Annotated in this window: 21 protein-coding genes and 2 rRNA genes (1 of these 23 running past the window's edge); 10 read left to right on the forward strand and 13 right to left on the reverse strand. The window is 43.3% G+C overall.

Annotated elements, in window-relative coordinates; genetic code table 11:
- The 4 genes from GJU82_RS00530 to GJU82_RS00545 all read left to right on the forward strand — a co-directional run.
- A 23S ribosomal RNA gene (locus GJU82_RS00530) occupies window positions 1-246 on the forward strand (it extends 2,651 nt beyond the left edge of the window).
- Window positions 247-459: 213 nt separating this feature from the next.
- Window positions 460-570: ribosomal RNA gene (rrf, locus tag GJU82_RS00535) — 5S ribosomal RNA — on the forward strand.
- 587 nt (window positions 571-1,157) lie between these two features.
- A complete protein-coding gene (locus tag GJU82_RS00540) occupies window positions 1,158-3,380 on the forward strand; it encodes a tetratricopeptide repeat-containing sensor histidine kinase (protein WP_153630366.1) in 2,223 nt (740 codons plus the stop codon).
- Window positions 3,381-3,524: 144 nt separating this feature from the next.
- The gene (locus GJU82_RS00545; protein ID WP_153630367.1) at window positions 3,525-5,018 is read left to right on the forward strand and encodes an IMP dehydrogenase; all 1,494 of its coding nucleotides are present in this window, start codon (window positions 3,525-3,527) and stop codon (window positions 5,016-5,018) included.
- Window positions 5,019-5,082: 64 nt separating this feature from the next.
- On the opposite strand, the gene rlmD is transcribed toward GJU82_RS00545, so the two are convergent.
- The gene (gene rlmD, locus GJU82_RS00550) at window positions 5,083-6,525 is read right to left on the reverse strand and encodes a 23S rRNA (uracil(1939)-C(5))-methyltransferase RlmD (protein ID WP_153630368.1); all 1,443 of its coding nucleotides are present in this window, start codon (window positions 6,523-6,525) and stop codon (window positions 5,083-5,085) included.
- 203 nt (window positions 6,526-6,728) lie between these two features.
- Here rlmD and GJU82_RS00555 point away from each other — a divergent pair, with 203 nt between their 5' ends.
- Window positions 6,729-8,681 (forward strand): ABC-F family ATP-binding cassette domain-containing protein, encoded by a 1,953-nt coding sequence (locus GJU82_RS00555; protein WP_153630369.1) that lies wholly within the window; start codon window positions 6,729-6,731, stop codon window positions 8,679-8,681.
- Window positions 8,657-9,442, forward strand: coding sequence for a 23S rRNA (guanosine(2251)-2'-O)-methyltransferase RlmB (gene rlmB / locus GJU82_RS00560; RefSeq protein WP_153630370.1), 786 nt, complete (start codon window positions 8,657-8,659; stop codon window positions 9,440-9,442). Before GJU82_RS00555 ends, rlmB begins: the two co-directional genes overlap by 25 nt.
- On the opposite strand, the gene GJU82_RS00565 is transcribed toward rlmB, so the two are convergent.
- Window positions 9,433-9,909, reverse strand: a complete 477-nt coding sequence (locus GJU82_RS00565) for an Lrp/AsnC family transcriptional regulator (RefSeq protein WP_153630371.1) — start codon at window positions 9,907-9,909, stop codon at window positions 9,433-9,435. The genes rlmB and GJU82_RS00565 overlap by 10 nt on opposite strands.
- Before the next feature lie 337 nt (window positions 9,910-10,246).
- Between GJU82_RS00565 and GJU82_RS00570 the strand changes: the two genes are divergently transcribed.
- Window positions 10,247-11,443, forward strand: coding sequence for a transglutaminase family protein (locus GJU82_RS00570; RefSeq protein WP_153630372.1), 1,197 nt, complete (start codon window positions 10,247-10,249; stop codon window positions 11,441-11,443).
- Window positions 11,444-11,834: 391 nt separating this feature from the next.
- Here the strand turns inward: GJU82_RS00570 and GJU82_RS00575 are convergent, their stop codons facing one another.
- Both GJU82_RS00575 and GJU82_RS00580 read right to left on the reverse strand, forming a co-directional pair.
- Window positions 11,835-12,314 carry a hypothetical protein gene (locus GJU82_RS00575; RefSeq protein WP_153630373.1) on the reverse strand — a complete coding sequence of 160 codons (480 nt, stop codon included), beginning with the start codon at window positions 12,312-12,314 and terminating at the stop codon, window positions 11,835-11,837.
- A 557-nt stretch (window positions 12,315-12,871) separates the two neighbouring features.
- Window positions 12,872-14,179 carry a M64 family metallopeptidase gene (locus GJU82_RS00580; protein WP_228488499.1) on the reverse strand — a complete coding sequence of 436 codons (1,308 nt, stop codon included), beginning with the start codon at window positions 14,177-14,179 and terminating at the stop codon, window positions 12,872-12,874.
- A gap of 42 nt (window positions 14,180-14,221) precedes the next feature.
- On the opposite strand from GJU82_RS00580, the gene GJU82_RS00585 reads away from it, so the two are divergent.
- Together GJU82_RS00585 and GJU82_RS00590 are read left to right on the forward strand one after the other, a co-directional pair.
- Window positions 14,222-15,493 carry a mechanosensitive ion channel family protein gene (locus GJU82_RS00585; RefSeq protein WP_228488500.1) on the forward strand — a complete coding sequence of 424 codons (1,272 nt, stop codon included), beginning with the start codon at window positions 14,222-14,224 and terminating at the stop codon, window positions 15,491-15,493.
- A gap of 207 nt (window positions 15,494-15,700) precedes the next feature.
- Window positions 15,701-16,204: an Lrp/AsnC ligand binding domain-containing protein gene (locus GJU82_RS00590; protein WP_153630374.1), complete on the forward strand. Its 504-nt coding sequence runs from the start codon at window positions 15,701-15,703 to the stop codon at window positions 16,202-16,204.
- A gap of 227 nt (window positions 16,205-16,431) precedes the next feature.
- Here the strand turns inward: GJU82_RS00590 and GJU82_RS00595 are convergent, their stop codons facing one another.
- The 5 genes from GJU82_RS00595 to GJU82_RS00615 all read right to left on the reverse strand — a co-directional run bounded on the left by GJU82_RS00595 (window position 16,432) and on the right by GJU82_RS00615 (window position 20,476).
- Complete coding sequence (locus tag GJU82_RS00595; protein ID WP_153630375.1) at window positions 16,432-16,794, reverse strand: DUF3127 domain-containing protein; 363 nt, start codon at window positions 16,792-16,794, stop codon at window positions 16,432-16,434.
- A 122-nt stretch (window positions 16,795-16,916) separates the two neighbouring features.
- Window positions 16,917-17,618 carry an FKBP-type peptidyl-prolyl cis-trans isomerase gene (locus GJU82_RS00600; protein WP_305071362.1) on the reverse strand — a complete coding sequence of 234 codons (702 nt, stop codon included), beginning with the start codon at window positions 17,616-17,618 and terminating at the stop codon, window positions 16,917-16,919.
- 54 nt (window positions 17,619-17,672) lie between these two features.
- A complete protein-coding gene (locus GJU82_RS00605) occupies window positions 17,673-18,287 on the reverse strand; it encodes an FKBP-type peptidyl-prolyl cis-trans isomerase (RefSeq protein WP_153630376.1) in 615 nt (204 codons plus the stop codon).
- Window positions 18,288-18,373: 86 nt separating this feature from the next.
- Complete coding sequence (mnmD, locus tag GJU82_RS00610; protein WP_153630377.1) at window positions 18,374-19,039, reverse strand: tRNA (5-methylaminomethyl-2-thiouridine)(34)-methyltransferase MnmD; 666 nt, start codon at window positions 19,037-19,039, stop codon at window positions 18,374-18,376.
- Window positions 19,040-19,042: 3 nt separating this feature from the next.
- Window positions 19,043-20,476, reverse strand: a complete 1,434-nt coding sequence (locus GJU82_RS00615; RefSeq protein WP_228488501.1) for an MATE family efflux transporter — start codon at window positions 20,474-20,476, stop codon at window positions 19,043-19,045.
- Between the two features lie 101 nt (window positions 20,477-20,577).
- Here GJU82_RS00615 and GJU82_RS00620 point away from each other — a divergent pair, with 101 nt between their 5' ends.
- Window positions 20,578-21,192: an L-threonylcarbamoyladenylate synthase gene (locus tag GJU82_RS00620; protein WP_153630378.1), complete on the forward strand. Its 615-nt coding sequence runs from the start codon at window positions 20,578-20,580 to the stop codon at window positions 21,190-21,192.
- A gap of 10 nt (window positions 21,193-21,202) precedes the next feature.
- Here the strand turns inward: GJU82_RS00620 and GJU82_RS00625 are convergent, their stop codons facing one another.
- Genes GJU82_RS00625 through GJU82_RS00635 form a run of 4 tightly spaced genes read right to left on the reverse strand, consistent with a single transcriptional unit; the run spans window position 21,203 to window position 25,803 of the window.
- A complete protein-coding gene (locus GJU82_RS00625) occupies window positions 21,203-21,985 on the reverse strand; it encodes a TrkH family potassium uptake protein (protein ID WP_255473914.1) in 783 nt (260 codons plus the stop codon).
- A gap of 32 nt (window positions 21,986-22,017) precedes the next feature.
- Window positions 22,018-22,254: a hypothetical protein gene (locus GJU82_RS17290; RefSeq protein WP_228488503.1), complete on the reverse strand. Its 237-nt coding sequence runs from the start codon at window positions 22,252-22,254 to the stop codon at window positions 22,018-22,020.
- 60 nt (window positions 22,255-22,314) lie between these two features.
- On the reverse strand, window positions 22,315-23,649 hold the full coding sequence (gene trkA / locus GJU82_RS00630) for a Trk system potassium transporter TrkA (RefSeq protein ID WP_153630379.1): 1,335 nt from the start codon (window positions 23,647-23,649) through the stop codon (window positions 22,315-22,317).
- 42 nt (window positions 23,650-23,691) lie between these two features.
- Window positions 23,692-25,803, reverse strand: a complete 2,112-nt coding sequence (locus tag GJU82_RS00635) for a ComEC/Rec2 family competence protein (RefSeq protein WP_153630380.1) — start codon at window positions 25,801-25,803, stop codon at window positions 23,692-23,694.
- Window positions 25,804-25,875 lie beyond the last annotated feature (72 nt).

Raw genomic sequence — 25,875 nt, forward strand, 5'->3', positions numbered from 1 at the left:
AGAGGGCCTGACGTTAGTACGAGAGGACCGCGTTGGACAGACCACTGGTTTACCAGTTGTTCCGCCAGGGGCACCGCTGGGTAGCTATGTCTGGAAGAGATAAGCGCTGAAAGCATCTAAGCGCGAAGCCCGCCTCAAGATGAGGTCTCCTTAGAGGGCCGTTGGAGACGACGACGTAGATAGGCCGCAGGTGTAAAGACGGTGACGTCAAAGCCGAGCGGTACTAATAGCCCGAAACTTTCCATGCCGGTTTTAGAAATTGGTGTTTTTGTTGTAATGAAGTGTTTTCTTCCAGGGTTCATGTCAGTAAAATAAGTGAGAAGTAAAAAGGCAAAAGTGAGAAGTAAAAAGGCAAAAGTGGGGAGTAAGCATAACTACTTCACACCTAAAACCTAAAACCTAACACTTACCACTGTTTTACAAAAAGATATTGTATAGCTGAAAAGCAAGCTGAAAACTTTAGGTGGCTACAGCGACGGGGCCCCACCTCTTCCCATACCGAACAGAGAAGTTAAGCCCGCCAGCGCCGATGGTACTGCAGAAATGTGGGAGAGTAGGCCGCCGCTTATTTTAAACGTAAAGCCCGGTTCCTTGATTGGAGCCGGGCTTTTTTGGTCCCTGATAAAGGCACCAGGGGAGAGACAAAAGACAACGGGCGTGATATTTAAGATATTGTATACCCTGAAAGGATTGATTAGTGAGTTCCGGTAAATGCCGGGAAAGGCTAGGAGTGTTGTGTGTGTGAAGGTGGCCAGATGGCTGCCTTTTTTTTTGACGGGAGGAGTCGAGGCTGTTGGAGAAATATTATGTAGGCCCGATGCCTACAGTGTAGAATGAAACCAAACTATTTTCTAACTCGTTTCTGATTAACGAACTACACAAATTGGTCAGATATTCTGTGCGTTTGGTGAAATAAATTCATATTGGCTACCGTTTTCCTTTTATCTCATTCTGGTTACATAAAGATCAGAGGCGTTTGAATTATTTTTTAGAAGCATTGGTTATAAAGTACTTTATAAGGTCACAAATACTACGTACTATTGGATAGAAAATACTACAAGTCAATATATTCATTATCAGTAACTGAACTTGTATTTATTGTTCTTTTACTATTTCTTACTGGTTGTCACAGCAAAAATGATAATGGGCAACAACTGGTGCAGTCATCAGGAGAATTGCACCTGCTTGTCAAAAAATATGACAGGTATTTGACAACCGCTTACGACTCTTCCCGGTTAATTTTGCCTGAATTGTTGCAAAAGCTGGATTCGACAACTTCAGTTAATCCCGATTCTGCGGTTGCGGTAATGGCGTATATTGCCGGACGGGAAGTGATTAAGGGGAATATTCATCTGTCGGACAGTTTGTCAAACTTGGCAGAGACCTATGCCAAACATTTAAACGATTCATCATTGCTTGCGGTTGTATTGAATGCCAAAGGCAAAGTTATGCAGTTAAAAGGACGGCGCGATTCTGCCTTTTATTACTACAGCAAGTCTTTGCATCTGGCACAATTACGTCATGATTCCGTGGCTGCATTACCTGCGATGATTAATCTGGGAAATGCAATGATAGACCGGCATAACTCTGAAACGGGTATTAATTACCTGAAAGAAGCTTTGGAGCTTGCCAAAAAACGGAACAATAAGAAGTTCATGGCAGTCCTCTATAATAACCTCGGGAAAGCATACGATATTCGGGGAAGTTATGCAATGGCGCTGCAGTATTACCGTGCTGCCATCGATACGCTTGAGAAAATGGGGAGCCGGGAGTATTACCTGGAACCATTGAATAACCTGGCCAATATTTATCTCTATTTGGGAAACGATTCACTGGCTATGGAATATTATCAAAAGGTCAGTGATTTATCTGATTCTTTGAATTATCGAAATATGCAGGCTACTGCCCTGATTAATATAGGGAATTTGAACTATGAAAATAATCAGAATAAAACGGCTTTAAAATATACCAACGAGGCAAAAGCCTTACTTTCAGGACAATGTGAATCGTATTTGCATTCCATCATTTACCTGAATTTGGGGCTCATTCAACGAAATCTGGGTGAGACGGAAAAGTCCTTCAATGAGTTGACTAAATCAATTGCCCTGGCGCGTAAGTTTCATATTTATGATGTGTTGGCTGAGGGGACGACGCAAATGGCAAAGTATTATGAGAATCGTATGAAATTTCATATAGCTGCCAGGTTTGCGAACGAGGCATTCCAACTTGCTACCGAAAATAATATGTTACACCTCTTGCCTGGAATAACGAAGTTGCTGGCTGATAATTATCGTGATACAGGAAATGCTTCCCAAGCATTAAAGTTTTACGATTTATACAGTAAGTACAACACGCAGTATCAGGACACCATCAATAATAAGACTACCCGTAACTTTGCTTTTCTTTATGAGTTGCAGAAAAAGGAAGCGACCAATAAGATTCTGATGCAGCGCCAGCAACTCGATAAACAGGCCTTGACCAATGTTCGCCTGAAACTGGGACAGCAAAAGATTTTGATACTTCTTTCCATCGTCATTGTCATCAGCGCCCTGCTTATATCGATTTTGTTGTTCTATCGCTCGCGATTGAAATCAAGGTTGAATCAGGCATTAATTTCAAACAACAATGAAATCACCGAACAAAATAAACTGTTGGAGAAGGAAAATGCTTTCAAGAATAAACTGATCTCCATTATTTCGCACGACATTAAAACTCCGTTGATGTCACTTTATAATATTTTGGAATTACTTTCAGCGGATGAATTATCGGAAGAAGAAAAGCGCGAACTTATCCGGGACAACATGCAGTTGACGGACCGTGCATTGAACATGGTGGAAGATCTTTTATCGTGGACCCGGCAACAGTTGAATACAACAACGGTCAACTACACTACTATCAACGTATATGATTTGGGAAATGAGATTATTACGTTCTTCCAGCCGGATGTCCGTGAAATGAATATCAACCTGGTGAATGCCTGTTCACCGGAAACTACTGTATATAGCGACTATCAGATGCTCAAGATGGTCATTCGTAATCTGTTTTCCAACGCAATGAAGTTTACCCCTTCAGGTGGATATATCGAAATGGGAGTTTCCAAAACAAATGGTACTGTTATTTTGTATGTAGCCGATACGGGCGTTGGAATAAAACCCGAGGATCAATCGAAAATCTTCAACGAAGAAAAGTATTTTACGACCAATGGCATTCGGGGTGAGGAAGGAAATGGACTTGGTCTTAAACTTTGCAGTAATTTTGTGAAGAAAAGTGGTGGAAAAATATGGCTGGAAAGTAAACCGGGCGAGGGTTCAACCTTTTTCATCGAAATAAAGCGAACCAGCGATTCACCTTCTCCCGGAGCTGTCTCCTCTAACTTTTAATTCGATATAAACCGGACGATTACCTGGATTGCCCATTATGAAATTTGTGAAATCTTTCTGATATTTTGTATTTTAATTCCGGGCTGGTTACCTTTGCGAAATTTTTTAAGCAAAAGGTGTGCTAATAACAACAATCCAATCGATATGGCCCAGTATTTTAATGAAGTATCCCGGACGTTTAATGAGTATCTTCTGATTCCCGGGCTCACGACTAAAGAATGTACTCCCAATAATGTCTCTTTGAAGGCTCCACTGGTAAAGTACCGGAAAGGAGAAACGCCCTCCCTTGAACTGAATGTCCCCTTTGTTTCGGCTATTATGCAGTCGGTTTCCGACCATAATTTGGCAATCGAGCTGGCACGAAACGGAGGCTTGTCCTTCATTTTTGGTTCTCAGCCCATCGATTCGCAGTCTGATATGGTGCGGAGGGTAAAAAAATTCAAAGCAGGTTTTGTGGTAAGTGATTCAAACCTTACTCCCGAACATACGCTGGCTGATATTATTGCGTTGAAGAGAAAGACCGGTCATTCTACGGTAGGCATTACCAACGACGGTACAGCGAACGGTGTACTGATGGGGGTAGTAACCAGCCGCGATTATCGTGTTTCAAAAGATAGTCTCGATAAACAGGTAAAAGAGTTTATGACTCCTTTTTCTGATTTGTTTGTCGGCCAATTGGGCATCTCGCTGAATGAAGCCAACGATATTATTTGGGACAACAAGTTGAATAGTCTGCCGATTATCGACGAAAAACAGAAGCTACAGTATTTCGTATTCCGAAAGGATTATGACGATCACAAGGACAATCCCAACGAATTATCGGACATTAATAAAAAACTGATGGTTGGAGCAGGTATCAATACCCGTGATTTCAAAGAACGGGTCCCTGCATTGCTCGAAGCTGGCGCTGATGTGCTCTGTATTGATTCATCCGATGGTTTTTCGGAGTGGCAGGGCGAAACGCTTCAGTACATCAAAAAGACTTATGGCGACGATGTAAAAGTAGGTGCCGGAAACGTGGTCGATAAAGAAGGTTTCCGTTACCTGGTGGAAGCTGGTGCTGATTTTGTGAAAGTTGGAATTGGTGGTGGTTCAATTTGTATTACCCGCGAAACAAAAGGTATTGGACGTGGACAGGCAACTGCCCTGATTGAGGTGGCCGAAGCCCGCGACGAGTATTTCCGGGAAACCGGTATTTACATTCCGATTAGCAGTGACGGTGGTATTGTTCACGATTATCATATGGTGCTGGCGTTGGCGATGGGAGCAGATTTCCTGATGATGGGACGTTATTTTGCCCGTTTCGACGAAAGTCCGACACGGAAACTGAAAGTTGGTAACAACTATGTGAAGGAGTATTGGGGCGAAGGTTCGAACCGTGCCCGGAACTGGCAACGATATGACATGGGCGGCAGCGAAAACCTGAAGTTCGAGGAAGGTGTTGACAGCTATGTCCCGTATGCCGGGAAACTGAAGGATAACCTGGATATTACACTGGGGAAAATCAAGTCGACCATGTGCAGCTGTGGTGTTTTGTCTGTTAAAGAGTTGCAGGAAAATGGTAAGGTAACGTTGGTTTCGTCGACCAGTATTGTGGAAGGTGGAGCGCATGATGTGATTTTGAAAGACCAATCGTAATACGTTAGCGAGATACAAAAAATGCCGGTCGGGAAGTTCATGCTTCCAACCGGCGTTTTTTATTTTATTTCGCAAAGCGGAAATTAGCGGATTCGTTTTCTCGCTTTTCGAGCAACACAACGTTTTCGACATGGTGCGTGTGCGGAAACATATCAACCGGCTGAACTTTCACTACGCGGTATCCCTCATCGAGTAAGGTCAAATCGCGGGCTTGCGTGGCCGGGTTGCAGCTCACATAAACAATCTTCTTAGGCGCCGCCAGAAGCATTACTTTCACCACATCGTCATGCATTCCGGCACGTGGCGGATCGGTGAAGATGACATCCGGTTGTCCGTTTTTTTCGATGAACTCCGGCGTAAGAGTGGCCTTCATGTCGCCCGCAAAAAAGGAGGTATTCTGAATATCGTTCAATTCAGAGTTGACTTTTGCGTCTTCGATGGCTTCGGGTACATATTCGATTCCCACCACTTTTTTGGCTTCCCCGGCTACAAAATTGGCGATGGTCCCGGTTCCGGTGTACAGGTCGTAAACCACTTCATCTCCCGTAAGGGAAGCATATTCACGTGCAATTTTGTATAATTCGTAAGCCTGTTTAGAGTTGGTTTGGTAGAACGACTTGGGACCGATTTTGAACCGTAACCCTTCCATTTCTTCAAAGATGTGGTCGCGTCCGGAAAAACAAATGATTTCCTGGTCGGTGATGGTGTCGTTGGCTTTCTCGTTAATCACATACATCAGCGATGTGATTTCCGGGAATTTCGTTTTTACATGCTTCAGCAAACCAATTCGTTCCTCTTCACTTTCGTGGAAGAAGGAAATAATGACCATGAGTTCGCCGGTGCTGGCGGTTCGTATAATCAGGTTGCGCAGCAAGCCTTCCTGGTTTCGGATATCGAAGAATGAAAGATTATTTTTCAATGCATACGCCCTGATTTCGTTCCGTATGTCGTTCGACGATTCGGTCTGAAGCCAGCATTTCTCAATGTCGAGCACCTTGTCGAACATCCCGGGAATATGAAATCCCAGTGCATCCATGTTCTCGAAATTTTTTCCTGTATCAATCTCGTCCTGCGTGAGCCAGCGTTTATTCGAGAAAGTAAACTCCAGTTTGTTCCGGTAAAAAGTAGTTTTATCGGAACCCTTGATGGGCGTAATTTCAGGCAGCTCTAAATGTCCGATACGCCGCAGCTGTTCTGTCACCTGTTTTTCTTTGTAGAAAAGTTGTTTGTCGTAGGGTAAATATTGCCACTTACAACCGCCGCAGGTGCCAAAGTGCTGGCAAAACGCATCGGTGCGTTCGGACGAATATTCATGAATGTTCACAACCCGTGCCTCCATAAACCGGCGCTTTTTCCGGAATACCTGCAAATCGACTATGTCGCCGGGAACCACATGTGTGGTGAAAATAACAATATCATCAACCTTGGCAACGGCCTTCCCTTCAGCTCCTACATCCGCAATGGTTACCCTTTCGAATAAGGGAAGCGGTTTTTTTCTTCTGCCCAAAATCTTCTGTTTTTAATTTCTCCAAAGATATAAATTCATCTTGTATGGAAAACCTTGGTTTTGGGCGGCCAAAGTGATTGGTTCAACGTCCGTAATTTGGTGCCGGAAAAGAATGAGGATCAAGGCTGATAATCGGAAACAACCAGTGGCCTCCCCTGTAATTTCTGTTATCTTTGTCCCAATTTTAGAAGAAGTAGTGTTTTATGATTTCAGTTGAAGATTTACACCTGGAGTTTGGTGGATTTGAGTTATTCAAGCAGATAAGTTTCATCGTGAATCCGCGGGATCGGATTGGTTTGGTTGGACGAAATGGTGCAGGTAAATCAACGCTGCTGAAAATTTTTTCCGGACAGTTGCAGCCAGGTTCAGGCCGGGTGGTAGCACCCCGGGACGTGCGGGTTGGTTATTTGCCGCAGCACATGATTACGGCAGATGGTAAAACAGTGATGGAAGAGGCTGTTGCTGCCTTCGACGAAATTGTAGCGATGGAAAAGCGAATTGAGTATCTGAATCATCAACTGGCTACCCGCGAGGATTATGAATCGGATGCTTATCACAAAATAATTGATGAGGTTACCGAAGCCAATGACCGTTTTCAGTTGTTGGGCGGTGGGAATTTTCACGCCGATATTGAGCAAACCCTGGTTGGACTTGGATTCAAACGTTCTGATTTCGACCGGCAGACAACCGAGTTTTCCGGAGGTTGGCGAATGCGTATCGAGCTGGCTAAGATTCTATTGGCTAAGCCGGATGTTTTCCTTCTCGACGAGCCGACTAACCACCTGGATATCGAATCGATTCAATGGTTGGAGAATTTCCTGAAAGATTATGCCGGAGCAGTAGTATTGGTTTCGCACGACCGGGCATTTCTCGATAATGTAACCAATCGAACGGTCGAAATTTCACTTGGTCAGGTATACGATTACAAAGTTGGTTACTCGAAATATGTTGAATTGCGTAAAGAACGCCGTGAACAGCAAATGGCTGCATACCGCAATCAGCAAAAAATGATTCAGGATACGGAGGAATTTATCGAACGTTTTCGCTACAAGGCAACGAAAGCAGTTCAGGTTCAGTCGCGGATCAAACAACTGGAAAAGGTTGACCGCATTGAAATTGACGAAGAAGATGTTCGTTCATTGAACATCAAGTTTCCGCCATCTCCCCGCTCTGGTAATGTGGTCTTTGAAGCGAAACAGATGAGCAAGCGTTATGGCGACAATATGGTGCTGAATGATATTGATTTGACCATTGAGCGTGGTGACCGAGTTGCTTTCGTCGGCAAGAATGGCGAAGGAAAGACCACCCTGGCGCGAATCATTATGCAGGAGCTCGAATTTGACGGGCACGCTAAATTAGGGCACAACGTAAAAATCGGGTACTTTGCCCAGAACCAGGCTTCGTTGCTGGATGAGAGCGCCACGGCGTTCGACACCATTGACCGGATTGCTGTTGGCGATGTCCGGACCAAAATCCGCGATATTCTTGGAGCATTTATGTTTAGCGGCGAAGATGTCGATAAGAAAGTAAAAGTGCTTTCCGGTGGAGAACGGTCGCGTTTAGCCATGATTCGCTTGTTGCTGGAGCCGGTTAATTTCCTTGTTCTCGATGAGCCGACCAACCACCTGGATATGCATTCGAAGGATATTTTGAAGCAGGCGCTTCAGGATTATGACGGAACCCTGTTGCTGGTTTCGCACGACCGTGAATTTCTGGATGGGCTGGTCAATGTTGTTTATGAATTTCGTGATAAGAAAATAAAACAACACCTGGGCGGTATTTATGAGTTTCTTCGCCGGAGGAAGATGGATTCGCTGAAAGAGTTAGAGCGGAAAAATAATGAGCCTGTTCAGCGAGTCGTTGAACAGGAAGAAAAACGAAATGACGGACCGGAGCTCAACTATGAAGAGCGCAAAGAGGTTAATCGCACCATTTCACGACTGGAAAAACAATTGAACGAAACAGAGGCGAAAATTATTTCGCTGGAAGCCGAAATTGAAGAAATGGACGGGCGATTAGCCAATCCTGATAATGAAGATATGGAGCAATTGCTCGAAAAATATTCCCTGAAAAAGAAAGAGTTGGATAAGAAGATGGAAGACTGGGGAAAAACAACGGAGGAACTGGAAGAATGGAACGCAAAAAAAACGTGGTAAGGCACCGCGCCCCGATTGATAAAAGCAGCTTCGTATTTGGAACACGATCTGTCATCGAGGCGATTAAGGCTGGTAAGGAAGTCGAGAAAATCCTGGTAAGGAAAGGCCTTTCCAATGAATTATCGCGTGAACTGTTTTCGCTTGTCCGCGAGATGGATATTCCGGTCCAGAATGTTCCGATAGAGCGCATCGACCGGATTACACGGAAGAACCATCAGGGCGTTTTGGCATTTCTTTCTCCAATCACCTATCAGAAAATTGAAAATGTGATTCCCGGAATCTATGAAAAGGGTGAAGTACCTTTGGTACTGGTGCTCGATAAAATTTCCGATGTGCGGAATTTCGGTGCGATAGCCCGCTCTGCAGAAGTTGCCGGAGCGCATGCTATTGTTATTCCTGAAAAAGGTGCGGCCCAGATTAATGCTGATGCACTGAAAACTTCTGCCGGGGCCTTGAATATTATTCCGGTTTGCCGGGTGAAAAGCCTTTCTGATACCATTATTTTTCTGCGCGAGAGTGGGTTGAATGTTCTGGCCTCGACTGAAAAGGGAGAGAAGAATTACTTCGAAACTTCGATGCAGGAACCAACAGCCATTGTTATGGGGGCCGAGGACAAAGGAATAGAGTCGGAGTTACTGAAATTAGCTAATGCGTGGGTGAAAATTCCGCAATTTGGACAAATTGCTTCGTTGAACGTTTCAGTGGCCGCTTCGGTATTGATTTTCGAAGCCGTTCGTCAACGCATACAGGCTCATTCCTGATTTTTATAAATGGGGACTTGCCGGTTGAACGTTTCTTCCAGCGAAACAAAGGTTTCTGTACTCGAAATTCCCGAAATCCGCTGAATCTGGTCATTCAGAATTTCTTTTAAATGCTCATTGTTTTTGGCATAAACCTTGGCAAAAATCGCGTATTGACCTGTAGTATAATGGCATTCAACAATTTCACGAATTGACATTAATTCCCGGGCAACCTTATGATACAGTTCACCTTTATTCAGAAAAATTCCAATGTAGGTACACGTGTGGTAATCCACTTTTTTCGGATCGATATTGTATCCTGAACCGGTGATGACCTCCATCTCAATCATCCGGTTGACCCGTTGATGTACCGCAGCGCGCGAAATTCCGCACTCCGAAGCAACGTCTTTAAAGGGTATACGGGCATTCTGACTGATAATATCCAGAATTTTCAGATCGATTTCGTCAAGATGGTGTTTGTGTGTCATGGCAGCAAATTTTTCCTGTTCCAAAATTAAGATAAATGTTTATAAATCTTCAATAAACAATCCATCTTTATCATTATTTGTAACAATTATTAACTTTTTGTCAGTAAAAGCCGGTATTTAATTTTGGTTGAAGGACAATGGCAGTGCGCCCAATATTTATTTCTCTTTCTTTCAGGTTCCGGAATGCAATGCCCGACGGGAAAAATTGCTGTGTGAATTTGGATTCAATATGAATTAAGCTCTTCTGATAACCAGAACATTATTGCTTTGTCAAATGTTTTGGGAGGCAGGTAAAAATATCTTAATTCGTGTAAATATTATTTAGTTAAACATATCAATGTATCGAATACTACCCCTCTTACTAATTGCCGGTTTTATGACCTCCTGCCATGATTCATGGCACCGTGACCTGAGCCGACAGGAGACGCAGCTTGTCCGTAACGCATTACGCAAAGCAGACGATAACCGGAAAGAGTTGAAGATTGCACTGGAAGATGCCAGTCATGACGAAAAGCCAGCCATGGCATTTTTAATCGGGTACATGCCCGAGCGTGATTTGAATAGCCTTTCAGCCGAGTTCCTGATCGAAAATGTGGATAAAGCTTATGAAGCACGCGATAAATTTAAATGGACCGCCGCGTTACCCGATTCTATTTTTTATAATGAAGTTTTGCCGTATGCCGTTCTTTCCGAAAAGAGAGAACGTTGGCGAGCGGATTTTTTCAAATGGTTCGCGCCCCTGGTTAAAAAAGCGCCTGGTATGCTGGCTGCTGTTGACAGCGTAAACCGCCATATAAAGGATATCCTGAAGGTGGAATACAACACCAGGCGCAAGAAAGTCGATCAGGCGCCTTATGAGTCGATTCAGCAGGGAATGGCAACCTGTACCGGCCTGTCGATTTTGCTTGTCGATGCTTTTCGGTCGGTTGGAATCCCTGCGCGCATTGCCGGTACGCCCATGTGGACCAATATGCGGGGAAATCATACTTGGGTGGAAGTTTGGATCGACGGGAAATGGTACTTTACCGGATACTATATGGACGCGCTGAATAAGAGCTGGTTCTTGGCCGATGCCGGAAAAGCGGACCCGGGACAGCCCGAACATCGCATCTATGCTACATCATATAAACCTACCGGGATGAAGTATCCGTTGGTGTGGGATGAGCAGGCCGGTTATGTGCACGGAGTTGATGTAACTCAGCGTTATATTGACCTGTATAGGAAACAACTTACCGATGAACAATTGGGCGAAAACGAATTGTGGGTGAAGGTGGTCGTTCTGAAAGATTCAACAACTGCAGCCGATGACAGCAATAACCGGGTACACGAGAAGGTAACGGTTACTCAAAACGGTGAGAAGGTTGATTTTGGGTTTTCTCCATCGTCTACGGATGATTTGAACCGGCTTTTGCCTTTTCGACTGAAGAAAGAAACAAGCTACCAGTTCGGGTATGAGGGGATAAATGGTGAGTTGATAAAGAAGACAATTACAACGGGTAATAGCGACGAAGAAATATTACGCCTTTATCAGTAAAGGGAGCAATCCCCTACCCAAACATCGCTCTTTTCCTGAGAACCTAAAATAATAATGGCTAATGGGGTGTTGGCCAGGAAAGAAGAGCCGTAGTGCCTGGAATAAGACAGCACATTGAGTTTCTCCGGCTCATCAACAATTAAAAACTTTCAGGGGCGGTTATTCTTGGAAGAAGGGGCCAGTAAGCCTGCGGTTATGAGTTGTTTAATTTTTCAACTTCAACCGGTTTGTCGAGAAATTTTCCCGTGCTGCGACGGTGGTACAAAAGTCAATCATAGATGTATTATTTTAGCAAAAATATAATCTTTCTCACAACTGTGTATCGTCTCCCGCACATAAAAAAGCCTCCCGGTTACGGAAGGCTTTACATCGTTTAACCTCGTGTGAATACTTACTGTAAAATGTGCTTATAATTGTTGTTAACCAACTCAGGCAGGTATGCTGCTATGAGACTGAGCGCTGTTTGGTCATTTACAGGTTCTGAACTGATAATGCGTTGTTGCTTAACGGCATCCAGGTTGATAACGTTATCGCGGATGGCGCTTGGGACTTGTGCTTCAGATTCTTTAATCAAACGGGCGCCGAAACCTTTCTTGGAAGAAACATAGCGAACTTCGAGGAATTCTCCGCGAACGATGTACTGAGTTACTCCCTTTTCAACTGATTTTACAATGTTGATGTTTTTTGCTGAATTGGAATATTCCAGGTTCCAAACATCGGTATGGCTCGTTCCGATATTTTCAACAGGTGTGATTTTAAAGCCATTTAAATCATTGCTGTTTTTATTACCAATGGCAAATGTTGTACTGCTGAAAAGTGATATAACCAATGCCATGATTGTAATTGCGAAATATTGTTTCAAGTTTTTCATGACCTCGAATTTTTTATCTGTTTAACTAGTTTTAAATTGTAATTAACGATACAAATCAACTGCTTTTTTTGCATTCTGCAATCACTTTTCGAAAGGTAAAATGCGGTCTGTATACATTACAGAAATGTGTCTATTTTATCTTTTAAATTAGGCGGTTCAGGTTTTTGATTTCTTAGAAGTATGCGGTGGATTTTTAATTTCGGTTGTATTCCTTTTTGTTCTTTTGTGTAACAAATTGAAAGTTATATGTTGTACAGCATGTAGATGACTGCATTGTCCTGTAATGTGCAATAAATCAATATATGAATATGTATTACAAATATGGAAGAACGGGCTTTTATCTTGATGGTAATCGAAATTAGTCAAGGTTTAGTTTATTAAAAAAGCTGGTAACAAACGACCACACATATTTCAGGTTAATACCGGAAATAGATTGTGTCGCAACGTCTCGTCCTTCACCCTTCAGTAACTCGAAAAGCTTCTTACGTCCGGAGTTACATGTCCTTCCATTATATTCCTTCTCGGACACCCTCTTTTTTAGTTGTATTGAAACGTAATTATTTGGTATACGTATCGATGGTCCGAATGATGGCTCTTTTGCAAACAGGGCAAAAACCTGATGCTTCGTTAGACTTCATCCGGCAGTCTTCGTAAGGACTGTAAACTCCTTTATTCATGTAACCGCCACCTTCGAAAGCACCTGTTTTATTATTATATTCAGGAGTGCGAGGTGTAGGGATTGGCGTAGAAGGAGCCACCATGTCTTTCCATTTTTTCCCAAAATCAACTAATGTGGTCAGGTTGGGCTCCCATGGTTCCACTTTTAGATTGTAATAATCTTCATATGCTACGGCCGATGTGTAATATTCATCTCCAAGCCCGGCAAATCCGTGTCCAAATTCGTGTACGAAAACCAGGTTTGACAGGTTATGGTCGGCTGTGCAGACATTAACGAAATTATAGAATCCGCCTCCACCGTATTTTACGGAGTTAACCAGAACAATTACCTGATCATAAGGTACGCAGGCTGCAGCATCGCTAACCGATTTCATATCCGTCGTAGTTAAATAACGTGGCACATCAAACGTGTAAAAGGTTGTATTGAAAGCTGTGTTCCTGTATATATGTTGTCCGGGAATGTCAGTCCCCGATTCAACCGATGGAGTTTCGACCGCATAAACATTGAATTTGCTTTTGTTTTCAGAAAATGGTGATACGGCGAAGAGATAATCAGTCATACGGGTGGCGTCACGTACAAATTTGTCCATTTGGTCTGCGGTGTAGCCTTCAGCCAGAATCGCGATGTCTACATGATTTTCCGGTTTCCCCGAATGTAAAACATCTACTACTTTCTCTTTTGTAGGCGTTTCATTAATGATGAAATAATCTTTCGGATCAATATCGGTTTGAAAAACCGGAACAAATTTACCATCCCAGTTTCGTTGATCAATTTCAAGTTTTACTTCGTTTTGAGGAAACGGAAAGCGGAGTGCCTGGTAGAATGAGCGTTCTTGTTTTTTTGCTTCCGGTGTGGTTTGCCATTCCTGGAAAAGCGGGGCAAACCCCCGGCTAAAAATCAACTTGCCGCTATTTTTGTCGAATACCCTGTAACGGTAAGCTCCTAAGTTTAATGTATCGACCAGGTAATTGTGTGAACCGCTCCAGAATTTTTCTCTTTTGGTGGCCGCCGGGAAAACCTGGACTGTTTTGTTGTTGCCTGCCAGTAGATAATCGAAGCGAAGGGCGCCTTCCGTAAAATATTGACCAAATCGGGGAAAAGCAATTCCCGAAAAAGGCAGTAATATGAAAAGTATGTTTAAAAGGATGCTTTTCATGTAGGTATCTTTGTTTATTTTTGCTTTCATGGTGGGAAAATTAATCAACCTTTTTTATTTAAAACTGTAAAAATGTCAACATATTATTCCTGGTTAAAGAATCTTTTTCTCGATGTAGTTCATAATGAGCAAATGGCTGTGCTTTTTTCAGCCATAGTTGTGCTTTTCAGTATTGCTGCCATTTCCGGCATTTTTCATCTGATTTTGAGGTCTGCATTGCGGGGAGTATTTTCCAGAATTGTAAAACGTACTCGTTTTGAGTGGGACGATATCCTATTTAAAAACCGGGTCTTTAACGTACTGGCACATATCGCTCCGGTTTTAATAATCCGGTGGGCGGCGAACTTTGCCGGAAATGATATTGGCTGGATGGCTGGGGCGCTTTTGGGAATAGCCAAAATTTATTTGATTATTGTTCTCATAGCTGTCTTTAACCGGTTGCTTAGTTCATCACTCGATATTTATCAAACGTATCCTTTTTCCAAGGCAAGGCCAATAAAGGGTTATATACAGCTGATGAAGTTGTTGCTTTATTTTATTGGGGGCATTTTTCTGGTTTCGGTGCTCATTTCGAAGAGCCCCGGAAGACTATTTACCGGCTTGGGGGCAATGGCAGCTGTGTTGTTGTTCGTGTTTAAAGATGCCATTCTTGGTTTTATTGCCAGTATTCAGCTGGCTGCCAATAAAATGGTGAAGCCTGGAGACTGGATCTCGTTGCCCTCCTACAATGCTGATGGAACGGTAGAAGATATTTCTCTCACGTCGGTAAAAGTGCAGAACTGGGACAAAACCATTACGACCATTCCGACATATGCCTTGGTTTCAGGCTCAATGACGAACTGGATTGGGATGGAGGAATCTGGCGGACGCCGAATCAAGCGATCCATTAATATCGATATGACGACGGTACGTTTCGCCGATACTGAGTTGCTGGAGCATCTTCGTGAGTTCTCTCTTATTCGGGAATATGTAGAGAGAAAGGAAAAGGAAATTAAGGAATATAACCAGGCAAAACAACTTGATGATCGGGATTATGTCTCCGGTAGAAAACAAACTAACCTGGGAATCTTTCGAAAGTATCTTGAAGCTTATTTACACAATCATCCGATGGTGCATGATGAGATGACATTTTTGATTCGTCATTTGCAACCAACTGAAAAAGGAATCCCTGTTGAAATATATGTATTTAGTAAAGATCAGCGTTGGGCAAACTACGAAGAATTGCAGGCTGATATCTTCGATCATATTCTAGCCGTATTACCTGAATTCGGACTACGGGTTTTTCAGAACCCTTCCGGCGAAGATTTTCGCAATTTGAAGCAGGTGAACAATAATGAAGCCTGAATTTTGTATGTTTGCAGTCCTTTATAAAGCGTTGTTAATGTGATTTGGTTGCCGCGTATATTGCTCATCACTAGCGAGGTATTAGGCTGATCCTGCCCGCGAGGTGTTTTTTAATGTCGATTTATCGATGGATAAATGCCGATGTTTTATAACATTGGCTCTTTTAATATATAAAAAAAATAGCCAATTTTGTGACAAATCGAAAGTATGGTAAAAAAGTATAATGCAGAAAATGAAGAGGAGTTTCAGGAGCAGATCATCCAGATCGATGATTTGGATAGGAAAATATTGAAGCTCATCACCACCAATGCCCGTATTCCGTTTCTGGAAGTGGCCCGTGAGTGTGGTGTTTCCGGCGCTGCGATTCACCAACGTGTTCAGCGCCTGTTGAATTTGGGTGTAGTTACCGGTTCTGAATTTATTGTGAGCCCGCAAAAGCTTGGATACAACACTTGTGCTTATATGGGGATATATCTCGAAAGAGCAAGTTACGATAGAAAAGTTGTGAAGCAATTGCGCGAAATCTCAGAAATTGTGGAGTGCCATCATACGACCGGTCAGTATGCAATTTTTATAAAAATACAGACCAAAACGAATAAGCACCTGAAGAAGATTATCGATACCGATCTTCAGGGTATCGATGGAATCTCCCGGACGGAGACTTTTATCTCATTAGAGCAGGAATTTAAAAGGCAAATTCCAATAAAATAAAAAAAGAGGGTGTCCGAAAAGTCCAAAGAGCATTTTCAGAACTATCAAATTGTAAGTACAGCTTTAGTTATTTACCCCTATTCCGAAGTATCGGAACCCTGAAGGGGACTTTAAGCCTCACCTTTAGGGAGTCCCGATGTCCATCGGGAGGAGGGGTAAATCCAAGATTGCTTTCAATTTGAAAGTAAACACTTTTCCAATTCAACTTTTCGGACACCCTCTTTTTTTTAGAATGGCAAATCGCCGCCGTCATCCTCCGTTTCAGGCGGTATATCATTCTCGTTAAACGGTGGTGGATTGAACCCTTCCGGTTCAGTATTCGCCTTATCAATGCGATAGGCATTTACATTATGGAACCACCTTCCATTATATTCTCTTGACTCCACACTAAACGACACTTCCACTTCCATGTTGCTGTTAAAGCCTTCCAGCAAGTTAATTTTGTCGTTGAATAAAGTAAAGCAAATTTTTTTTGGGTATTGTTCATCGGTCTGAACGACAAACTCCTGTTTCTTCCATTCTCCTCTGGCACTGGTACCTGTTACAACCGGAAGCAACTGCTCAATCTGTCCCTTCACTTTAAAACTCATAATCTGGTTTCTTTTAAGTAACTGTTTATCGGTTGAAAAAGGCAAGACCCGGAAGGGCGTTGGCCGTTCCGAGTCCTGATTGTGTTCCTTTTTCCGGGCCAATATCAGCCCATTAATTTGGATTATTTTTCAATTCCTAATAGGTGAACTTCAAAGATCAGGGTAGAATTAGGATCGATATCTTTACCTGCACCGCGCTTGCCGTAAGCCAAATCAGCAGGGATATAGAGCATCCATTCTGAACCAACAGGCATCATTTCCAAAGCTTCCGTCCATCCTTTGATTACGCGATCGACCTGGAAACTAACCGGTTTGCCACGCTGAATAGAGCTGTCGAATACTTTTCCGTCAATCGTTTTTCCGGTGTAGTCAACTTTTACTTTTTGTCCTGCTTTTGGAACCGCACCGTTACCTTGCTTGATGACTTTGTACTGCAGTCCGCTGTCAGTCGTTTTTACGCTGTCGTTCTTTGCGTTTTCTTCCAGGAATTTCTGCCCTTTTTCCAGGTTTTCCTGAGCTACCCGATCCTGAATTTTGCTGAAGAAAGCTTGAATAATAGTCCGCCCTTTTTCGGCAGGTACTTTCAGGTCATTGTCCATCAGCATATCTTCAAATCCAGCCAGCATAATACTTGAATCAAGTTTTACACCACCCGGAGTATTCTTCAGGTTCATTTTTATGTTGTTTCCCAGATCGACGCCAATGGCGTAACTGGCAGAGTCAGCAGCTGTTTTGAGCGTAACATTGCGGCTTGCCTGCTGATTGCATGATGCCATCACCAATACTGCGGCAACAAGGATAAGTGCAATTTTGAGAATTTTCATAGTTGTTAAAATGTTAAGAATTTTAGTGCAAAGATTTTATAATTAAGCTTTTGATTATTTTTCAATTTCCAATAATTCTACTTCAAAAATTAAGGTTGCATTAGGGCCAATTACACCACCTGCACCGTTTTCGCCGTAAGCGAGGTGCGGGGGAATAAACAGTTTCCACTTTGAACCTACGGGCATGAGCTGAAGAGCTTCCTGCCATCCCTGGATGACGCCGTTTACCGGAAACTGAGCCGGTTCGCCCCGCTCAATGGAGCTATCGAACACGGTACCGTCAACTAATGTTCCGTGGTAGTGACATTTTACGTTATCGGAAGCGGAAGGCAATTCGCCGTCTCCCTGGACCATCACTTCAAACTGCATCCCGTTGGGAAGTTCTTCGACGTGTTGGTTCTTTTTATTTTCTTCTAAATAGGCTTTTCCTGCATTCAGGTTTTCGTCTTTTTCTTTATCCTGGACCCGGCTGATATATTCCTGGATTATCTGATTGGCTTCGTCAGCACTTATTTTCGGTACGTGCCCTTCATAGGCATCTTCAATAGCCATACTAAAAGATTCGGCATCAATTGTTTTGATTCCTGAACCGATTAGATTGCTTGCAATACTCAAACCAATGGAATAACTAAATTTTTCTACTTGTGAGTTTAACTCCTTTTTTGACATAATAATATTGAGCTTTTTATGTCTTGCGAATATATACTTTTTCGATGAGGAGTCCTTTGGCTCGCTGTTAAAAAAACAAAAGATAATCAGGGTTTTCTTCCCCTGAGCATTTCTCTTTTTCCCGGAGGCCCCGGAATTCTTTCCATCTGAAAACCTGCTGACTGCATGATCCGCCTCACTGTGCCCTTGGCGCTGTAGGTAACAAGTATTCCATCATTCGCCATATGATTGAAAATGGCGGCAAATATTTTGGGTGACCAAAGTTGTGGTTGCTTATCGGGGGCAAATGCGTCGAAATAGACCAAATCGAATGGAGGAAGTGCCTGGAAATTGAAGTTTGTTAAATCGCCTTCTATTTTCTGTAGTTGAAATTTATCATCAATATGGTTTATCTTTTCCCATTGACAGTTATGGAGGTGGGTGAATAGTTGGCTGTCTTCATTATCTGTATCCTTTTCAGGGTTCAGGCTTTTCCATTCTTCTTCCCGTAAGGGAAATTTTTCGATGGTGTGATAGGTGATCTTTCTTTGTTGATGCTTACTTTCCAAGGCTGTGAGAAATGCGTTCAATCCGGTACCGAAGCCTACTTCAAAAATGGTCAGTTCTTTCCCGGGATGGGCGTTCAATCCGGCTTCAATAAAAACATGCATCGATTCCTGCCTGGCCCCATGAATTGAGTGGTAATGCTCATCCATTTCGGGAACATACAGGGTATGCGAACCATCTTCGGTTGTCAGTATTTGCCGTTTCATTGTCTATTTGGTTTTTATTCCGAGAAATTGTTGCCTGATACGGTTTGGAATCAGACGAATGAACTGCAGCGGTCGCCCTTGCACGGCCAAATTATCGGGATGTTTAGTAACCAGCCGGTAAAACCAGACAAACAGAATGATACCTTTTAGGATGGACGTTAAAGAGAGGCTCCACCAAACGCCCAATAACCCTAATGATGTACCGAGCGCCAGCGCCAAGGCGAGGGGGATGCGCATGCCGGTTAATGTGATTCCGATAATAGAAGGGGGCATGGTACGCCCGATTCCGTTAAATGCTCCGGATGTGGCAATTTCCATACACATGAATATTTGTGAGTAGCCCAGAATCTCAAGATACTTACCTCCCATTTGGATGGCGTCCGGTTCGGGAATGAATATGGCAAATACCTGTTGCCCGAAACCGACAAACAGAATGCCGACAATAAAGCCAACGACACTGCTAAGTCCAACTGTGATGAGAAATCCTTTGTAAATGCGTTCCCATTTTGCTGCACCAAAATTTTGTCCGACAAAAGCGCCCAGGGCGGTGGCAAATCCACTGGCCGTCATCCAGCTTAGTGCCTCAATTTGCGCGCCAACACTCTGTACGGCGATAGGAAGCGCTCCCCAACGTCCAACAATGCGGGCCAGAATCATGGCAAAAATGGCGAACAAAATACTTTGCATTGCGACCGGTAAACCGAGTTTGAAAATTTTCCGCATGTACGGAAGATCCAAACCGGAAAGAATGCTGGCCTTGTTTAATGGCGACTTTCCGCTTTTTATTCGAATGATAAACAACAACAACACCAGCCCCTGTGAGGCAACAGTCGCATAGGCAGCGCCATCAGAACCCATTTGCGGAATGGGGCCAACGCCAAAAATAAGGAGTGGATCGGCAACAATATTCAGCAATAACCCGATGGAGTTAATCCGGAATGGTAGTTTGGAATTGCCAGCCCCGTTGAATACGCCGGAAAAAGTCGGATTGCTGTAATAGAGGAGGGAACCGGCAGAAATAATCCGGAGGTAAGAAACAGCGTTATGATTGACATCGGTGTTCGCCAACTTAAAAAAACCGATTAGTCCGGGGGCAAAAATATAGGTTAAAATCCCATACAAAATTGCCAGTGCCAACGCTCCTGTAAGCGATTGTTGCGCAAATGAGATAGCCCTTTTATTGTCTCCGGATCCGAGTGATTGCGAAACCCCTACTTCAGCTCCTGTACGGGTTATCAGCATGAGTGAAATACCGAGCCAGGTGAAGAACGAAGCTGCGCCGACAGCGGCTACGGCATCGCTGCCTACGCGTCCGAGCCAAATCATGTCGATCATGCTATAGGCCATCTGAATGAAAGATGTGCCCATAATGGGAACTGATAGCTTAATTATCTGTTGTGATATATGTCCGTGTGTCAGATCGGTTGACTGCTTCAAAGCTGAAAATCTTTTATGGTTAATCGCGGGCGAATTTAGTCTGAAAAAATTAATTTTAGGCAATCTTGCCGGATATTGCTCCGGCATCAAGCAGGAACGCTATGTTGATACGCATTTATGAAGAAAATCCAAATCAGAAAGATATCCTGACGGTGGTTGATGTGTTGCGAAACGGTGGAGTCATCGTTTATCCAACCGATACAATTTATGGTATCGGTTGCGATATTACGCAACCCAAGGCAGTTGAACGGGTGGCCCGCCTGAAAAATATGAAACCGGAAAAAGCTGATTTTTCATTTATTTGTCATGATTTGAGCCATATATCCGATTTTAGTAAGCCCATCTCCAATCCGGTTTTCAAGCTAATGAAAAAAAATCTTCCGGGACCGTTTACCTTTATTATTCAGGCTAATAGCCAGGTGCCAAAAATGTTTAAGAACCGGAAGAAAAGCGTTGGCGTCAGGGTCCCTGATAACAACATCATTTGCGAAATCGTCCGTGAATTGGGAAATCCGGTTATGTCGACTTCGGTGCGTGATGAGGATGAAATACTGGAATATACGACCGATCCTGAACTGATTGAAGAAAAGTTTGGCGATTTGATCGATTTGGTTATTGACGGTGGATATGGTGATAATATTCCTTCTACGGTAGTGGATTGTACCGGGGATGTTCCACAAATTATTCGGCAGGGGAAAGGTGAATTACTCGAGTAATTCTTTCGGTTTAATTTCTCCAGAAGAAAGGAGTGAACAGAATCAGGATGGTGAAGAGCTCCAAACGTCCGAGTAGCATCAGGAACGAAAGAAACCATTTACCGAAAGCTGGTACATGATAGAAATTCTCCGTAGGTCCCACATTGCCCAAGCCGGGGCCGATATTACCCAAACTGGTTGCAACAGCGCCAATAGCTGAACTTAAATCGGGTTCGATGAATGTGTAAATGACCACGCTTCCGAAAAAGACCAATACGTAAATTATAAAGAAGGCCAGAACATTCAGCATAATCTGATCGGAAACTGTTCGTTGATTGAATCGGACCGGAATAACCGCATTGGGATGAATAAGCCGGCGTAATCCGTACCACCTGAATTCTTCATTTGCCCATGCCTTTTTCAATTTCCCGTTAAGGACAAGATAGGAGAGAGAGAAATTAGTACCCGCCAGAAACATAAATATGGTTATAACATATTGAATGTATGGCGATGTGAAGAATGCGATACCTGCCTGTTTAGTTGAATAACCTCCTGTTGCCATGGTGGTAAAGGAGTGACAGACTGCATCGAACAATGGCACTTTCCCGATGTAGGGCAAGATGGTTTCCAGAACGGTAAATAGCACGTATATGCCCCATAATCGTTTGGCCGTCTGCTTAATCCGCGGATGTAACTTGTTTGGCGTTGGGCCGGAAACTTCAGCAACAAAAAACTGCATCCCTCCGATTCCTAATACCGGAAGAATTGCGAGAGAAAGAACAATGATTCCCATACCGCCCAACCATTGCGTCATACTACGCCAAAACAATATCCCGTGAGGAAGTGCTAAGGCAGGCTTCCGAACAGGGAAAATACAATCCCGGTTAACGTAACGATGATATAGCCATCACGCTTGGCGATATTATTTGAGCTTTTTCTTCCGAATAGAAAAAGAATACCTCCGGAAATTACTGTAATTCCAATTGAATAGAGAAATGAATTTATGCCGGGCCCACCGTATCCAATTGCCACGAGTAGTGCAACAATCATGGCCGTTGCTTCTGCCACGAGAAGCAGTCCCATTATTTTTACGATGACCTTGAAGTTAAACACAGAATTTCTTCTCTTAGGCCGGGTGGAAAATTATTTAAAGAATTTCGAAATTTTTTTCAACGCTGAGGGCAGGGTGAAAACAACAACCTTATCTCCTTCAATAAATTTTGTGTCGCCATTGGCAATATACCCCTGATTTTGCCTGATATATCCTCCAATAGTTGCATTTTCCGGGAAACTTAGGTCGCGGATGGTTTTTTGGGTTACCAGTGAATCTTTTTTCACGATGAATTCGAGAACTTCTGCATCTGAAGCAGCCAGGCACTTTACATGTGATACTTCGGCATTTAACGTAAAGCGATAAATATACGATGCGGCCAGCAGTTTCTTGTTGATCACACCACCGATACCAATTCGTTCGGCAAAGTCGATATAATCGATGTTTTCCACTTCGGCAATGGTCCGCTTGACACCTACTTGCTTTGCCAACTGGCAGGAAAGAATATTGGTTTCGGAATTTCCGGTTACCGCAATAAAGGCATCCATCTGGTCGATTCCTTCGGTCTTCAGTAGATCCATATCGCGGCCGTCACCATGAATAACCAGGGCTTTGTTTGCTTTTTCAGAAACTTTCAGGCTGCGAGCTTTATCCTGCTCGATAATTTTCACATTGAAATGCTCACCCAGTCGCATAGCCGTTTTCATTCCAATGCGGCTTCCGCCCATGATCATCACATTCTTTACTTCGAATCGTTTCTTACCGGCTTTTTCAAGAATTGACGGAACAGTGGAAGGGCTCGATACAAAGAAAACGATGTCTCCAGCAAGAATCTGATCATCTCCGTGCGGAATCAGCGTCTCTGATTCACGAGTGATGGCTACCGCCATGAACTCTTCTTTTCCCTGGGCTAACTCACGCAGCGTTTTGCCAACGATTTTATTATTCGAACGAATCTTGACACCAAACAGAATAAGCTTACCGCCCGAAAATTCATGAATCAGTCGCGTGCTGCTTTGTTTCAGGTAAGTAACAATCTCTTTGGCTGCCAGGTGTTCCGGGTAAATCAATTCGTCAATACCCAGGCTGGCAAAGTATTCTCTGTTTTGTGGAAACAAAAATTCCTGATTATCAATTCGGGCGACTGTTTTGCGGCCCCCAAGATGTTTGGCCAACTGACAGGCCACGATATTACGCTCCTCGTAGGGCGTTACCGCAATGAACAAGTCGGCGTGCTGAACATTGGCTTCCTTCAGATCACTGATTGATATGGCTGACCCAAGAACAGTTAATACATCAAGCAAGGAGGAAATATTATTCAGCTTTTCCTCGTTGTCGTCCATTAGGACAATATCGTGATCTTCTTTTGATAACATTTTAGCGAGGTGTGTTCCCACCTCGCCGGCACCGGCAATTATAATTTTCATAATTCTTTCAGCCTAATTTTAAATGCACCGCAAAGTAAATTATTAATGAGTTATATATCCAATTTTGATGCCGTTTTTTTTGTTTTTATCTGAAATAAAGATGTTTGCGCGTAGCGCTCCTTTGTCAGGAAGAGAGTATACATTTCCCGGAAGGATTTTACTTTTTCCGGCTTTTTTCGATTTTTTATCAGGAAACGGTGGGGTGTTCGTAACAAATTGCATAACAGGATGTTCTTCTGCCTTGAATTTCGTGATGCCCTCAGGGTCGAATTTATACAAGTAAATCAGGTCGGCAGGTGGCATAAACGCCGGCATTTCTGCTTTTTCCGGGACCCATATTCTCATACCGGCGAAGTTTATCATGTCTTTTTTCTTGCGTAGAAAGGAAAACTGCCGGGCTCTTTTCCCGGATAACGGAATTATTACGGACGTGGTTGTACCATGCATCTGTTCGAAAGGCCCCATGTAAATGGCCATCTTTTTTTTGGTTGTGATTGAATCTTCCGATGAAATCCAAACGATGCTTTTGCCATGAATGGTAGCAATCAATGTTTTTCGGGGAATATTGAAGAATACGATTTCCCGCCGGGTTAGAAGTTGATACTTCTCGAAGGTTGTTATTCCCGATAAGATGATGAGTGAAAGTAGTGTCAGCTGAAGATATATCTTTTGTTTTACAGTAATGAACAGGGTAAGAAAGATGATAACCAGGATCGAAGTAACCAGCATTTGGGGGGGGAATGAAATATTGGAAATAATCGATCCGGGAAGCATGTTAACAGTCGACACTGCGTATAATAGGGCCTTTACCACAATGTGCAGGAGAAGTGCTATGACTTTCCCTATTACAGGAATGAAGGAGAGTGAAAGAAGTAGAAATGCGGCGTAAATGATGAGGGTGGTCAGGGGGATCGCAAATAGATTGGTCAGCCAGAAATAAACCGGGAATTGATGGAAATAAAAGATAGAGAGAGGAGAAACACCAATTTGAGCCGCCAGGGAAACGGTCAGCAGTCCCCAAAGTTTATCGGGCCACCAGCTGCGTATGTAAATGGTATGGTAAATTAATGGCTGAAAGAATACGATGGAAAGAACGGCTGCATACGACAGTTGGAATCCTACTTCAAACAGCAACATGGGATTGAAGAGTAACAATAAAAAGGCTGATGCTGCCAGCGTATTGTAAACGTTGTTTTGGCGGTTGATATTTTCGCCAATAGCGATGAACGAAAACATGGTGGCTGCACGCAAAACAGAGGGAGATAACCCGGTAATAAACGCATAACCCCATATAACTGTGAGGAGTATGAAGAGCCTGGCAAAGCGGCCCTTACGGTATGTTTTTAGAAAACGCAGCAGAAAGCTGAATACGAAGTAGATTATTCCGACGTGCAGGCCTGATACGGCCAGGATATGAATGGCGCCGGAATTGGTAAACTCTTCCTTTATTTCCGGATCAATATTTTCCCGGTCTCCTAAAACCAGTGCCGACAGTATGCTCATCTCGTTGCCGGAAAAACCGTAACGGACAAATACATTTTGCAGATGGTTGCGAATAACCAACGCTTTTTGACGGAGGTTCAGGCGGATTTTTGCGGTTGTAACGAAGTAATCTTCTGTGCTGAGATAGAGCCGGTAAGCAATGCCGTGCCTTATCATGTATTCCTGGTAATTGAATTCGCCCGGGTTGGTGGGAGGTGGGATGGAGGTTGGTCGGCGATGAAAGGCAATAACCTGTCCGGGAGTTAAACTGGCAGCTATCGAATCTTTTTTCAGGTATGTTAGTATGGTTTGCTTGCCGGGAAGGATTTGTAAAACCGTTTTGTATGAATTGGTCTTTTCTTCCGGGAAACCCGTTACTACGGCAAAGAGTGTTGTTTGCTCCGGAATAGGTTGGGGACGGCATTGTCGTTGTTGGTACCAGTACCATCCGAAGACGAATAGGAAAAAGTACAGGAGAGCACCGAACAAAGGTGCCACCCGGTAGCCCGATCGACGAAATGTTATCAGTAAGAAAAAAAGAATGGAGAGCCCGGCGAGGCCAATATACAAATGGAAGCCTTCTATGGAATAGCCGGACAGGATTCCGGCGACGAATGGAAGGAGAAAACGGAAGAAAGGAACTCGGCGAAGATGGTCAGTCAGGCTGGTCATAAAAATGAGATTACCATAATCAGATGATTTAAATTACGATAATCTCACTAAAATACCTTGAATATTAGAAGC

The sequence above is a fragment of the Prolixibacter sp. SD074 genome (genome assembly GCF_009617895.1).
Taxonomy (GTDB): domain Bacteria; phylum Bacteroidota; class Bacteroidia; order Bacteroidales; family Prolixibacteraceae; genus Prolixibacter.